At 41.1% G+C, this 14,565-nt stretch carries 13 protein-coding genes; 6 read left to right on the forward strand and 7 right to left on the reverse strand.

Annotated features, from left to right (window positions below; genetic code table 11):
- Positions 1 to 9: 9 nt before the first annotated feature.
- Positions 10 to 1,137 carry an AI-2E family transporter gene (locus tag DFP82_RS00735; protein ID WP_110921819.1) on the reverse strand — a complete coding sequence of 376 codons (1,128 nt, stop codon included), beginning with the start codon at positions 1,135 to 1,137 and terminating at the stop codon, positions 10 to 12.
- Positions 1,138 to 1,990: 853 nt separating this feature from the next.
- Between DFP82_RS00735 and DFP82_RS00740 the strand changes: the two genes are divergently transcribed.
- Both DFP82_RS00740 and paeA read left to right on the forward strand, forming a co-directional pair.
- Positions 1,991 to 3,682 (forward strand): NAD+ synthase, encoded by a 1,692-nt coding sequence (locus DFP82_RS00740; protein ID WP_110921820.1) that lies wholly within the window; start codon positions 1,991 to 1,993, stop codon positions 3,680 to 3,682.
- 257 nt (positions 3,683 to 3,939) lie between these two features.
- A complete protein-coding gene (paeA, locus tag DFP82_RS00745; protein ID WP_110921821.1) occupies positions 3,940 to 5,214 on the forward strand; it encodes a polyamine export protein PaeA in 1,275 nt (424 codons plus the stop codon).
- 129 nt (positions 5,215 to 5,343) lie between these two features.
- On the opposite strand, the gene DFP82_RS00750 is transcribed toward paeA, so the two are convergent.
- Positions 5,344 to 6,060: a YggS family pyridoxal phosphate-dependent enzyme gene (locus DFP82_RS00750; RefSeq protein ID WP_110921822.1), complete on the reverse strand. Its 717-nt coding sequence runs from the start codon at positions 6,058 to 6,060 to the stop codon at positions 5,344 to 5,346.
- Between the two features lie 477 nt (positions 6,061 to 6,537).
- Here DFP82_RS00750 and DFP82_RS00755 point away from each other — a divergent pair, with 477 nt between their 5' ends.
- Complete coding sequence (locus DFP82_RS00755) at positions 6,538 to 7,593, forward strand: type IV pilus twitching motility protein PilT (protein WP_110921823.1); 1,056 nt, start codon at positions 6,538 to 6,540, stop codon at positions 7,591 to 7,593.
- A gap of 87 nt (positions 7,594 to 7,680) precedes the next feature.
- Positions 7,681 to 8,802, forward strand: a complete 1,122-nt coding sequence (locus DFP82_RS00760; protein ID WP_110921824.1) for a PilT/PilU family type 4a pilus ATPase — start codon at positions 7,681 to 7,683, stop codon at positions 8,800 to 8,802.
- Between the two features lie 167 nt (positions 8,803 to 8,969).
- Here the strand turns inward: DFP82_RS00760 and fur are convergent, their stop codons facing one another.
- The gene (fur, locus tag DFP82_RS00765; RefSeq protein WP_110921825.1) at positions 8,970 to 9,404 is read right to left on the reverse strand and encodes a ferric iron uptake transcriptional regulator; all 435 of its coding nucleotides are present in this window, start codon (positions 9,402 to 9,404) and stop codon (positions 8,970 to 8,972) included.
- Between the two features lie 326 nt (positions 9,405 to 9,730).
- Between fur and DFP82_RS00770 the strand changes: the two genes are divergently transcribed.
- A complete protein-coding gene (locus DFP82_RS00770) occupies positions 9,731 to 10,150 on the forward strand; it encodes an outer membrane protein assembly factor BamE (protein ID WP_110922204.1) in 420 nt (139 codons plus the stop codon).
- A gap of 11 nt (positions 10,151 to 10,161) precedes the next feature.
- On the opposite strand, the gene DFP82_RS00775 is transcribed toward DFP82_RS00770, so the two are convergent.
- The 4 genes from DFP82_RS00775 to DFP82_RS00790 form a co-directional block, all read right to left on the reverse strand.
- A complete protein-coding gene (locus tag DFP82_RS00775) occupies positions 10,162 to 10,545 on the reverse strand; it encodes an RnfH family protein (RefSeq protein ID WP_245905571.1) in 384 nt (127 codons plus the stop codon).
- Positions 10,533 to 11,675, reverse strand: coding sequence for a hypothetical protein (locus tag DFP82_RS00780; protein WP_110921826.1), 1,143 nt, complete (start codon positions 11,673 to 11,675; stop codon positions 10,533 to 10,535). The genes DFP82_RS00775 and DFP82_RS00780 overlap by 13 nt, the downstream gene beginning before the upstream one ends.
- A gap of 330 nt (positions 11,676 to 12,005) precedes the next feature.
- Positions 12,006 to 12,674, reverse strand: coding sequence for a c-type cytochrome (locus DFP82_RS00785; RefSeq protein WP_110921827.1), 669 nt, complete (start codon positions 12,672 to 12,674; stop codon positions 12,006 to 12,008).
- Between the two features lie 321 nt (positions 12,675 to 12,995).
- The gene (locus tag DFP82_RS00790; RefSeq protein WP_110921828.1) at positions 12,996 to 13,331 is read right to left on the reverse strand and encodes a c-type cytochrome; all 336 of its coding nucleotides are present in this window, start codon (positions 13,329 to 13,331) and stop codon (positions 12,996 to 12,998) included.
- 396 nt (positions 13,332 to 13,727) lie between these two features.
- Between DFP82_RS00790 and yihA the strand changes: the two genes are divergently transcribed.
- Positions 13,728 to 14,513, forward strand: coding sequence for a ribosome biogenesis GTP-binding protein YihA/YsxC (yihA, locus tag DFP82_RS00795; RefSeq protein WP_110921829.1), 786 nt, complete (start codon positions 13,728 to 13,730; stop codon positions 14,511 to 14,513).
- Positions 14,514 to 14,565: the final 52 nt, after the last annotated feature.

The following is a 14,565-nucleotide window of genomic DNA, read 5'->3' on the forward strand; positions in this document are numbered from 1 at the left end:
CGCTGTTATTTATTGCGACTCATTCACTGGTGGCAATGCGTCGTCATCAGACAGTTCTATCTCTTGTGGCGAAAATATCTCATTTTTATGCTGCGATATCCATTCACGCCAAACGGCAAGTCCTATGGCTAATACCACAGGCCCAATAAACAGACCAACAAAACCGAAAGCCGTCAAACCACCTAGCACACCAATGAAAATAATAATAAAAGGAATTTTGGTCGCACCACTAATCACAATAGGACGGATTAAGTTATCAACCCAGCTGATAACCAATACACCCCATAGTGCCAAGCCAATACCTTCTGTCGTATGACCTTGACTCATTAACCAAATAGAGACAGCGCCCCAAGCGAATGGTGTGCCAAACGGAATCAATGCGATAATAAAGGTTATAATAGTCAATAAAATCGGACTTGGCGCACTGGCGAAGTAATAACCGACACCTGCAAGCAGTGCCTGTGCCAATGCCGTCAAACCAATACCATAAACCACTGCACGCGTGGTCGTGCCCACAGAGTCAATATAACCATCAATACGATTGCCAATGATATTACGCAGTGCTTGACGGATCTGGCGAACCAAGCTGGTACCATCACGATAAAAGAAAAACAACGTCATCAGTGCCATACCCAACTTGGCAAGACCACTAAACACCACATCAAAGGCGACTTTGCCATAATATAAATGTGACTGTACCCAAAGGCGAAACGTCTCTAACGTCCCTTCAGGGTTTTTATTGATTCTCCACAGTACATCTTTGACTTGCTGACCGACGATAGGTAAATCTTTAACAGAGTCTGGCACATCTAAATAGCCGACTTTTATACGATAGATCAAATTACTGATTAAACTGAGCGCCTCTTGCTGTAGGATAAACACCCCAATGACAAGTGGTACACCTATCATTAACGAGATGCTCATCGTCATGATGGCAGCGCTGACATTAGGGCTCAGCTTTACTTTTTCATAAAAAAAGTTATAAACAGGAAAAGTCACATACGCTAAAATCGCTGCCCACAGTGCTGGCACGATAAAAAACTGTATCACCTGAAAACACAGTACAAACAGCACGACCAATAAGGTAATGGCCAGTAAACGCTGAATAATAAACTCTTTTGTCCAATTTTCAATCATAGCGTATAAACCAAGTACACACAGCAAAGACCTATTATGATTCTGCTGACGAGTTTATAAATGTGAGATGAACCGCAGTTTACAGACCGTGTCCATAAATTGCATCCATTAGCGAGGGTTGTCAATCACCAACATAAACATATGGGTAAAAATCTAATTTGAGAGCGTTAGATCATAGGATACCGTAACATAGATATTGGCTATAATTTTGACTAAAGTGAGATAAAAACAAAGCGATTATCACCGCTTATTATGCAACAAAATACGATGACTATTATAACGCTATGTTGTAATCTTTACTTACAACTTTCTATGCGTAAGCTTACTAGATGATGACACGAATAGATAGAAGCCAATACATGGGTTTAGTATGTAAAAACAATACATTAATAACTGATTCTACATTCACACTTTAAAGCAATACCTTGAAAGGTAATTCACTGGCGCGTTCTATTTGTCGCGACAATTGATGTTATACTAAAGTCATTATTTTAAGCTTTTCAATATAGTTAAGTTTGTTTGGCCTTATTTATTTTGACCATTATACAGACACAGTATTTTTCAAACTATATGCCACAACCCTCTTTTATCGCCTTTCTATAGACTATCATAAGATCTAACCTTTAGAGCGGCGTCATAATTTTGGATATTATGCGTAAGCGTTCGTCAGCACTGTATTTTGCCAACGTCATATAAAAGCCTACACGTAATTTAAGCTCATCATATAGGTTCAATATTAGAACTCGATATGAAAAAGTGCTATTTTTAGTTAATTTCGGACTTACTTTGATTTTATTTTAAATCAATACTGACCCATCAAATTTTAAATAATATATCGATAGGAACAATAAAAATGTCAAAAGACACTGATAATCCCAATATAACCCCCTCAACCGAGGCCAACAAGACTAAGAAAACACAAGATACCGTTACTTTTGCTTTGGCCCAATCACATTTTTTGGTTGGTGATATCACTGCCAATGCCGAAAAAATGCGTACATTAGCATTAGAAGCACGCGAGCAAGGTGCGGATGTCATTATCTTCCCAGAGCTAGCACTACTTGGCTATCCTCCACAAGATTTATTACTACGCCCAAGCTTATCGGGCCGTGTCAAAAGCGCCTTATCTAGCTTAAGTGATATCAACGATATCGTGATGATTGTCGGCTATCCACATGTCGATCATCATGGCACGTTTAACTCTGCTGCTATCCTACATAATGGCCATCAAAAAGGCTTTTATCATAAGCAAATCTTGCCAAATTATGGCGTTTTTGATGAGCGTCGTTACTTTGATAAAGGTCGCAATCAAGTCTTGTTTGATTATAAAGGCATCACCATTGGCCTACTCATTTGTGAAGACTTATGGGAAAAAGGCCCGATTGCTGAGCTTAAAAAACAAGGAGCCGATCTGGTTGTTAGCTTAAATGCTTCACCTTTCGAAATCGAAAAACAAGAAAACCGTAAAACCATGCTTGCCAAACGCAGCCGTGAAAACAACTTACCTATCGTTTATGTCAATGCCGTTGGTGGTCAAGACGATTTAGTATTTGACGGTGGTTCTATGGCCGTACAAGCTGATGGTAGTGTTGCACACGAAGCACCGCGCTTTATGAATCAGTTACTGCTAGCTACTTTAGACGTCAAGACTGCTAAGTTTGATAGCCAAGTCAAAGCACCTTTGACCTTGAGCCGTGAGTCTGAAATGTACCAAGCATTGGTCGTCGGCTTACGTGACTATGTGAACCACTCAGGATTTTCTGGCATTATCGTTGGTCTATCAGGTGGTATTGATTCGGCATTGACGCTATGTATCGCCGTTGACGCTTTGGGCGCTGACAAGGTATATGCAGTAATGATGCCTTACGAGTATACATCGCAAATCAGCTTAGAAGATGCACAAGCACAGGCACGTCGTTTAAATGTGTCTTATACCGTTTGTCCTATCTTTGATGCTGTCGAAGGTATCCGTCATACCCTAGCGCCTCTATTTAACAAGTCACCGGCAGATACGACTGAAGAAAACATCCAAGCACGTGCGCGTGGTGTGGTTCTGATGGCATTGTCTAATAAATTTGGTCACTTAGTCATCACCACTGGTAACAAGTCTGAGTTGGCAGTTGGCTACTCGACGTTATACGGTGATATGGCAGGCGGCTTCGATGTACTAAAAGATGTTTACAAGTCACAGGTTTATAAACTGGCCAGTTATCGCAATCGTTTAGAAGATACCCCAGTCATTCCTGAGCGTGTTATTACTCGTCCACCATCTGCCGAGTTGCGTCCAGATCAAAAAGATCAAGATAGCTTGCCTGACTACGATATTTTAGATGGCATTCTTATGTCATATATCGATGAAGACATGGGCTATCAAGATATTATCGATAAAGGTTTTGATGCTGAGATGGTCGCAAAAGTCATTCAAATGGTAGACAATAGCGAGTACAAGCGTCTGCAATCACCGATTGGCACTAAAATTAGCCACAAAGCTTTTGGACGCGAACGCCGTTATCCTCTAGTAAATAAATGGTCAATCAAAGGTTAAATAACATAAGGTTAATCAACATTCAGCGTCTCTATTTACCTGACTTCTATTACCTAGAGGTTTAGGCGGCGCTGACAGCCCCATGTTTTGCCAAAAACTAATTTACTTTATGACTAGCTGGGTGCTTGCCCAGCTTTTTTAGGTTCTATAAACCGAGTTTCTATCCATAACACCTACCTTTTAATCCTAACCGCTTATTTTTTACATTCAACCAATTACCTTTCTTGTTAATCCTTATCCTTTTTACCGAGTATCTCATGAGTTTGCTAACTGCTAGTGTCTTTCTTATTTTACTACTGGCTCTCAGTGCCTTTGTCTCTGCTGCTGAGATTGCTATCGCAGCTGGTCGCAAAATTAAGCTACAAATCATGGCAAAAGAAGGGGATGTTCGCGCATTTGACGTCCTTAAAATGCAAGAGAATCCCGGCAGCTTCATCACTGTTGTACAAGTCGTTTTGAACGCTGTCGCGATTTCAGCTGGTGCAGTAGGTGAGTCAGCCATCAGTCCTTACTTGCGGGTTTTGGTGAACAATGAAGCAGTGTCATCCGTTATATCCTTTGTACTGATTACTAGCTTGTTTTCTCTGCTCGCCGACTTAATGCCCAGACGATTGGCAATGTCAAACACAGAGAATATAGCCGTGCGACTCGTACGACCAATGATGCTTTTGATTTTTGTTTTGAAACCAGTGATTTGGATATTTGATGGTGCAGCCAATGTGCTCTTTGAAGTACTAGGTATCTCCACCACACGCCAAGACGATATGACGCCAGAAGATATTTATGCCGTGATGGATGCTGGTGCTGAAGCTGGGGTACTCAAAAAGCAGGAACACCATCTGATAGAAAACATCTTTGATATGCAAGAACGCACGGTAACTTCAGTGATGAACCCGCGCGAAAACATCGTTTATTTTGATACCAAGACAAGTACTGAAAAAGTGGTCGAAGTGATGATCGATCAACCGCACAACAAATTCTTGGTTTGTCATGACGATGATTTAGAACACATTGTGGGCTATGTAGAATCACGCAGCTTTCTCGCGTTAGTGCTTAACCGACAAGAAGTCAGCTTAACGAGCAAAGAGCTATTAATGCCTGCCCTCTTTGTGCCCGATACTTTGTCTTTATTTGAAGTGTTGGAGATGTTCAAATCTACTGGCGCTGACTTTGCCGTTATCGTCAATGAGTATGGACTAGTCGTGGGTGTTATCACGCTCAAAGATGTGATGAGTATCGTCATGGGTGAGCTTGTGACGCTAGAGGAGCAGCCCATTGTGCAACGGACAGATAACTCGTGGTTAATCGATGGAATGACGCCTATTGAGGACGTGGTTCGTGCTTTAGATATTGTTAATCTGCCCCGCAGTCAAAACTATGAGACACTCAGTGGTTTTATGATGTATATGTTACGCAAAATTCCAAAGAAAACCGACACGGTCGAGTATGCCAATTATCGATTTGAAATCATCGCGACCGACAATCTCAAAATAACTCAAATGCTAGTGACCAAAATCGATGAGATTGTTTAACAAATAGCACCTGATAAATAGCACCTAATGAATCTAGGATAATGCCATCAGTCAAAACATTCTTATTTTCGTCCTGATGATCTCATTGATGACATACCTTACCGACTACCTAGCGTTAGTAAATTAAGATTAAGCTCGTGCACCAAATATGCCAGTGCCGACACGCACCATCGTCGAGCCATTGGCTATGGCTTCCGTCATGTCGCCACTCATACCCATACTTAATGTATCCCAACCATTCAGCTCTGGATGCTTTTCTTTAACCTCTTCAAATAGTTGCTTAGTACGAGCAAATGCACCAGTATCTGACTTGGCAGGAATAATCATCAGACCACGTAACTGTAGTCGCTCATATGCTTTGATAGTGGTTACCAACTCAAGCAGCTGCTCTGGCAAGCAACCTGATTTACTTTGTTCATTATCGATATTTAATTGAATTAGTACGTTCAATGGTGGCAATTCAGTTGGACGTTGATCATTTAAACGTTTGGCAATAATGTCACGCTCAACCGTTTGCACCCAATCAAAACTCTCAGCAATATCGCGGGTCTTGTTACGCTGAATACTACCAATATAGTGCCAAACAATTCCCTCACCTTCGGGTTGCGACTTTAAAGTATTAATTTTTTCGAGAGCTTCTTGTAGATAATTTTCACCAAAATGACGCTGCCCCTTCTGAGCCAAAGCAGAAATCATATCAGCTGGCTTGGTTTTGGAGACAGCTAATAAAACAACACTATCAACTTGCCTTCCAGCAAGATCACTTGTCTGATGTATTTGTTTACTGACTTGCTGCCAGTTATCAATAAGGCTTGAATTATCCATATTATTCTCAGTTTTATTCATGTATCACTCGCAAAGGTAATTTTATCCGTTTTTAAATCCGTAATTTTTAATTACTGTACCGATATCTATTATTGGTCATGGTCGCATTTTTTATAGCCATAATTCCATATCTAGCCCAAATCCATATAAACCCGCTATATTTTTATCCTCGCTAACCATACTAATGTATAACTTACACTCGGTTTCCTTGTATCGAAATTATTTGAATTCAACTATAAATGAATTCAAATCTATAAATTACGGGGGTAAATGGATAATTTACAGTTTCTTAGCGTAGTAGATGGTTAAATGTCATCAGTCTTGTTATTATATTGTTACATGGTTTAACATATGCTACTGAATATAATAGTAATGGTAAAAGCACTAAATTATGTTTTATTCGTATAGTGAACCTAAGATAGGTCTTTTGTTGATTATCAACCACGCACTTTTATGCTCGTTTGTTCTACCCTTATTGATTGATAGGAATACCTGATTATGGCTGAAAAAAACAACTTAAGCATCGAAGATTTGCTGCGCTTTACCGTTAAGCATAAAGCATCAGATTTACATATTTCAGCCGGCATGCCTGCCATGATTCGTGTCGATGGTGAAATGACCCGTATTAATATGCCAGACATGACTCACCAAGTCGTACATCAGCTCATCTATGACATTATGAATGATAAGCAACGTGCAGACTTTGAGGAGTTCTTTGAGACGGATTTCTCTTTTGAAATTCCTAATCTAGCACGCTTTCGGGTAAATGCTTTTAATCAAAATCGCGGTGCTGGCGCTGTCTTTCGTACCATTCCTTCCAAGGTTTTGACCATGGAAGATCTAGGTATGGGCGAAGTATTCAAGCGCATATCAGACTTAAAGCGTGGTGTGGTACTGGTCACGGGTCCAACAGGTTCTGGTAAATCAACAACACTAGCGGCCATGATTGATTATATCAATGAAAGCCGTAAAGAGCATATCTTAACCATCGAAGACCCTATCGAATTTGTCCACGAATCTAAAAAAAGTCTGATTAACCAACGTGAAGTTCACCGTGATACTTTAGGCTTCGAGCCTGCTCTACGCTCTGCATTACGTGAAGATCCTGACATTATTTTGGTTGGTGAGCTACGTGACCTTGAGACCATTCGTTTGGCCTTGACTGCGGCAGAAACCGGTCACTTAGTGTTTGGTACTCTGCACACCAGCTCAGCGGCAAAAACGATTGACCGTGTTATCGATGTATTTCCCGCAGCAGAAAAAGACATGATTCGTGCCATGTTATCAGAATCACTCCAAGCCGTGATATCGCAAACGCTGCTACGCCGTCAGGCAGGTGGACGTGTTGCAGCACACGAGATTATGCTAGGTACTCCTGCTATTCGTAACTTAATACGTGAAAATAAAATCGCTCAGATGTATTCTGCTATCCAAACAGGTGCAGGTGATGGAATGATCACACTCGATCAGACACTTAAAAATCTAGTGTCAAAAGGTACAATCAGTAAAGACGTTGCCCGTCCTTATGCTAAACAGCCTGATGCATTTTTGTAGCATTATTTTTATTATTCACCATTAGCGATCTTTCAATCATGATTTCAGACATTTTCTTAATCGAGTTACATCGAATGCAGGTACGATATGGATATTGATAAACTATTACAGTTAATGATCAATAAAAATGGCTCTGACCTTTTTATTACCGCTGATGTAGCACCTTCCATGAAAGTAAACGGGAAGATTCTACCTGTTGGTAAAACGCCCTTAAGTTCAGAACAAACCATGCGATTGGTCAAAGGTGTCATGACACCAGGCCAGATAAAAGAATTTGATGAAACCAACGAGTGTCAGTTTGCTATTGCAGATGAAGCACAACAAGCCCGTTTTCGTGTCAGTGCTTTTATACAGCGTGATATGGCAGGGATGGTTTTACGAAAAATCGAAAATAAAATTCCAACGGTTGAAGAGCTACGTTTACCACCCGCGCTAAAAGAGTTAGCCATGAAAAAACGCGGTATCATTCTACTTGTGGGTGCAACGGGTACTGGTAAATCTACCACCCTTGCCTCCATGATAGGACACCGTAACCAAAACTCTCATGGTCATATCATCACTATCGAAGACCCTATTGAGTTTGTCCATCAACATCGTGGATGTATCATCACCCAGCGCGAAGTTGGTATCGATACTCACTCATTTGAAGCAGGCCTAAAAAACACCTTGCGCCAAGCACCAGATGTTATCTTGATTGGTGAGATTCGTAACCTTGAAGTCATGAGCTATGCCATTCAATATGCAGAAACTGGGCATTTGGTTTTTGCAACCTTGCACGCTAACAACGCCAACCAAGCAATTGACCGTATTATTCACTTCTTTGAGGCAAATCGCCACAATCAGCTATTCATGGATTTATCACTTAACTTGCAAGCCATCATCGCGCAGCAGCTCATTCCAACACCTGATGGTAAAGGACGCCGCGCTGCTATTGAGATTCTATTGAACTCACAGCTCATTAGTGACTATATCCGTAAAGGTGAAGTTCATGAGATTAAAGATGTCATGAAACGCTCACGCGATAGCGGTATGCAGACTTTTGATCAGGCACTTTTTGACTTATATGAGCAAGGAGAGATTACGTATAAAGAGGCCATTCTCCATGCTGACTCTCCTAACGATTTACGCCTTCAAATTAAGCTGAATAGCAAAAATGGTACAGGTAATCTAGATGAAGGTGCTGACAGTTTATCTTTAAACATCACTTAAATACGGCTATCTGTTTGAAGCGGCCATAGAGTTTTTGCTAGAAAATATTTGCTCTTTACCACAAAAAAGCCCTCATTACTAATAATGAGGGCTTTTTGCTATTTCAAAGATCTTTATAAGCTCTGAGAAACAATTTGTTTTTGAGAGTGGTGAAAAGCCAAAGATGGTTATTTGATACTATCCTGACATTCTTGTTCGTCGCAGATACCATATAGCACCAATGAATGACCTGACAGCTTGAAACCATGTTTTTCTGCAACCTTTAGCTGCTCTTCTTCGATTACCTCATTGTGGAACTCTACAATCTTTCCACAAACATCACAAACCAAATGATCGTGATGACCTTCTTGGGTAATTTCGAACACTGACAAATTGTTTTCAAAGTTGTGACGTTCAACGATGCCTGCTTGCTCGAATTGCGTAAGCACTCGATAAACAGTCGCTAGGCCAACATCTTCGCCTTGTTCAATCAACGCTTTATAAACCTCTTCTGCACTCATATGATGCAGCGCTGCACTTTCCAGCAGCTCTAAAATTTTGATACGAGGTAACGTCACCTTTAATCCGGCTTTACGTAAATCTTGATTGGTAAAAGAAGCCATAATATCCCTTCTGACTGTGACAGTCTTAGCAAATAAAGAACCAAAAATATGAGATAAATAATCATTAGCGATTATTTTTTATAATATATGAAGCATTTTAAGAACAGTAAACTTACTTATTCTGAGTGAATTATTAGTCTATAATTTTTCAATAAATATTTATGCAAGTATATGAATTTAAAATATAAATGATAACACCACTCAGGTAGTGTTTGGTAAATAATGTCGTAAGTGGTAGGAAATTGCAAGTAAATGACGTATCATTTGTCCAAGATTGTCGGTCAGACTAGCACCAACCAGCTTTGGCCGCGCCTAATTCATTTCTTGTGAGTCATCTTACCATGATAAAGACATTAACTTTTCGTCCGTTGAGCCGTACAAGCACATTACGCAAGATTGTCATCACCAGTATGCTTAGCGCTACTGTCGCTATGTCTGGCTGCTCATTATTGAGTGTTTATAAGATTGACTTGCCACAAGGCACTGCTATTACTCAGGCACAAGCGCAAAATCTACAAGTAGGCATGAATCAAAACCAAGTACTTTATATCCTTGGTAGCCCAGCTATTAGAGACACTCTAGAACCTAAGCGTTGGGATTATATTTATGACTATAAAGCAGGGACAGAAGGCGGCCGTAAAGGTATTGCTGATGTCAAAAATGCTAGCCAACACTTAGTTATCTATTTTGATGATAACGGTTTGGTCAGTCGTATCGAAGGTATAGAAAGTCTTCCAGCTTCGTAATAGTGACAGGCTTAACTGCGAGATTTACTTTTGCGCTGAGACATAGGATCAGCGCTTAAGCTGCGATATACCTCAATACGGTCAAAAGGCTGTAAGCGATAGCTAAGCGGTTGCTTCTGTGCATAAATTCCTACATGCCAACGCTTAGCAGTCGGAGTAGCAATATCAGCAACCTCATCACACCATTTTGCTAAATCCGGAAACTCTACCAACCAGCCTGCTTGCTTTAGTACATCATACAGACTGGTATCACGGCTAACTTGTAACGCTAAATAATGCTGACGCTTTTCATCTTCGGCATATGCCAAATATACGGTCATTAATGTGGTCTGCTCTGACGGCAACACATCACTATTATCAACACCGCTATTTTGATCAGCTGTTAGCTTATCCACTGCATCACCCAACCTATCAAGGCCAATAACAATGCGACTGGTACGACCAAACGTATCGCTATCCGCCATAAGTTATACAGCGCCTCGTTGCCAAAGTTCAACGACTTACGCAAATGACTGATTTTCATCTGCCACCCTGCAAAGATCGATAACAGCAACACTGCCACGCTACTAATAATGACCAAAATACCGACCAACCATGTGGTTGGAATGGAAATGACTAACACCAGTGCTAGTACCAACGTCAATCCCAAACTGACCAACAGCCCGAACTTATGTGCCAACTGTTGCGTACTATAATGTAGCAGATAGCTCGCGACGAACAGCACCCCTACCCAATATAGCAGCTGTCCAATTGGTGGTAATGACACGCCGCTAATTAATAGTGCAACCACACCAACGATTAACTGCAATATCCAAATCGGTAGTACCAATTTGGTTGCACGATACTCAGCTGTCACTCGACTGCGAGCAGGTGTTTGCGCGTTATAATTGTCTGTGTCTACTGCTGTTGCCGTCTGTTTGGTTATTAAATTTTGACCGAACCAGTACAAGCCTGTTCCTGCACCAACACTCACTAGCGCTAACGCTACTGCACGTGCCCATTCATTTAAGCTAATGTCAGTCATCGCAAAGTCGATACTAGGTAGACCATTCGCCACACCTAGTACCAAACCGACAACCATCAACCCGAGTCCAATCGCTAAAGGAGCAACGCCCACCAAACTCAATAATAGAGCGATGACCATCAAGCCCGCAGCGACTGCAAAGCTTGGCACATCAGGTGCGCTATTCAGTTCAGTCAATGCACCTAATATGCCAGAGCTTGCACCAGATACAACCAATGCTGCGATGATGATAGACACCAATGCTGCCAACCAACCAAAACTACGCCAGATTGGACTGGCATCTGCTTCACGAGTCAGCTTTTGCATCCCTGCTAATGGTGCCTCAACACTACGATAGGCCAACGCTATTTCAGCATAAATGACCGGCAATGATACCAGTACCATTGCTAGTAACCAAAGTAGCCAGAAATCAATCTCGCCAATAGATGCAGGTGCAAACCAACGAAACAAGAGTAACGGTAGCAGGGCTGCGATAAAGTAAGAGGCATAACGGATCATCATAATCTAAATCCAAACGAGCTAATATCATTCACAAAAATTAGAGTAGCAAGAAAAATGAGTGCAAGCGCTATACAATGTAGGCTAAATGACTTTGACACGGCTAATCATACTTTTTGAGTTTGATGTAAAGTGAATAACGATAATTTATAATTATACGGTACAAGGAAGAGCACCTGTATATATACTGCCCCTATAATATAAGGGATGAATAGTTATAAAAAAACCCCGAAATCGGGGTTTAATAATAAAACAATGACGGCTATACGGTCTAGAGATCAGTAGCGGCACTTACGAAGCATCTACTACGTACTCGTAAACAGTATTAATAAATTAGTGAACAGCACTGACGTAGTCTGACAAGATACGAATATCATGATCTGACAGTTTCGACGCAACTGTCTGCATCATACCCATATCGCCTTCTTTCGCTGCATCGTTGACTCGCTTTTGGTCATCACTGTCGATATCATCGACACGGCCAGCGGCACGGAAGAGTTTTAGCTGAGTAGATATGTATTCTGCGTGCTGACCGCCTAGCTTTGGAAATGCCGCCCAAGTGTTACCAGCAGCATCTGGCCCATGACAACCCGCACAGCCGATAACGCCGCGTGATTTGTCACCACCTAAGAATAACTTAGAGGCTGCTTGATTGGTCGCAGGGTTACCAAAGCCAACACCCCAAGGCGCTTGACTAGCATAGTAACCAGCCACGTTGGCCAAGTCTTGCTGCGATAAGTTCGCAACTTGCGATTGCATGATGCCATTCTTACGGTAACCCGCTTTAAAATTGACCAGCTGTTTATAAAGATATTTGACGTTTTGGCCACCTAAGTTAGGCTGCGCAGGGACAACACTAACACCAGTAGCACCATGACAGGCAGCACATACGGTTTCTGCGATTTGCTTACCAGCATTGACGTCGTGTTCAGGAACAATAATAGCAGCTTGTACGCTGAAACTTGCAACGCATAAGCTGGCAGCAGCGATTAACTTTTTCATTGATACAAATCCTACTAACTCGGTGTAAGTATTATTGAGAATGAGTGTACTAATAAGACACCTGATACAAACTGCCTTATAATTAGCGAGGCAAGTATATGATTTAAGGTCTTGGCCACAAACAATCTGAAAGTACTTACTAACATCAGGGTTTATTTTCGATTATTATAGCAAGACTTTGTAGCATTTGCCTACTTAATCGTCACATCCGTCAGTTTTTCTAACAAAGTACGCTAGGATACTCACGAAAAATAAAAAGCGCATAAGGGTCGTAAAACCCAGCGCTTTGTTTGGTATGACTTTGTCTTATTCCCGCATCTATTACTTGCTCATATACTCAATAAGCTTACGATAGTCATCATCGCTACAGGCATCACAAAGACCACCAGCAGGCATTTGAATCATACCGCTTTTGACTGAATTGATCAGCGTTGGCATACTTTTTTGCTTTATAAGTTGCTGCCATTTCGCACTATCACCTTTTTTAATCGCATTTAGCGCCCCACTATCGTGACAGGCTGCACATGAGTTATTATAGGTCGTGGCGGTATCAGCAGAGTTTGCGTTGGTCATAACGACGGTGCTTAGTACTAATGTCGAAACACTAGCTATTAAAACACGGCGAGCTTGGCTAAAAAGCGTGGTGATTGAAATCATATAACACCCCTTTTGCTGTCTTATTCGTTTAATCACTCTTCCTATTAAACGTCTTCCATTTATTGTATCTTATTGAATATTGTAACAATATATGTCATCTAAATATAGATAAATCGAGTTTCACTTTGGTAATGCATTTGGTATAGCGATAACCAGTACCCATGACTTTAATGTTATGTTGCTATTTATATAATGCTAATCGCAGTTATTTCAATAAGTAAGACCACTAATAGTATAGAATGGTCAGTAATTTGAAACGACTGCTTTTACGACCCATGAACACTGGAAATTGCAACGCACAACGTTGCTCAGTCTTTTGTCGAATGCACCGCTTTCTCAACCAGCTAAATCAAATTTTATAACCGTATCCAATTTTTTAAGATTAATGAGCCATTTATGAATACCCCGTTTACAGATGTCGCCGCCGAACATGCGGTGTTCAACACCAAATCCCGTCAGAAGATTCAGCAAACTGAATTTATGATGTCAGCACCTACTTTTCGTCTTTGCCCACCTGACATGGGGTTAGAAGTTGCTTTTGCCGGACGTTCAAACGCTGGCAAATCATCGGCTATCAATGCCTTGACCAATCAGCGCCAATTGGCACGTTCGTCTAAGACACCTGGGCGTACGCAGATGATTAACTTTTTTAGTATCGGTGATGCTGATAGGCGCCTAGTTGATTTACCTGGTTATGGCTATGCAGCAGTGCCGCTTGAGATGAAAAAAGAGTGGCAGGTTGAGCTAGAAGAGTACTTGGTATCACGCTCAAGCCTTGCCGGTTTGGTACTGATGACTGACATTCGTCATCCATTAAAATTCTTTGACGAGCAAATGCTACGTTGGGCAAATGATGGCGAACTGCCAGTACATATCTTGCTAACCAAAGCAGATAAACTGAAATATGGCGCGTCCAAGAATGCTCTACTTAATACTCGTAAAAGACTAAAGGAGCTGGGGCTGAATTGTACCATTCAGCTATTTTCAGCTTTGAGAAAAGAAGGCCTTGATGAGTTGGCTGGCATAATGGGCAACTGGTATGAGTACCAGCTTGATGCAGACAAAATTATTGAGTCCTCTTTTGCATTATTAGAAGGCGAAGAGCTAGAAGATGCTATTGAAAAAGATAGCGCTGAAAAAGACAGTGCTCAAAAAGAAGGCGCTCAAAACGAGAGCAAATAGCTATTATAGTTTTCCATAAAAAAAGGGTTTATCGTTATTATCGATAAACCCT

Source organism: Psychrobacter fozii (assembly GCF_003217155.1).
Lineage (GTDB): Bacteria > Pseudomonadota > Gammaproteobacteria > Pseudomonadales > Moraxellaceae > Psychrobacter > Psychrobacter fozii.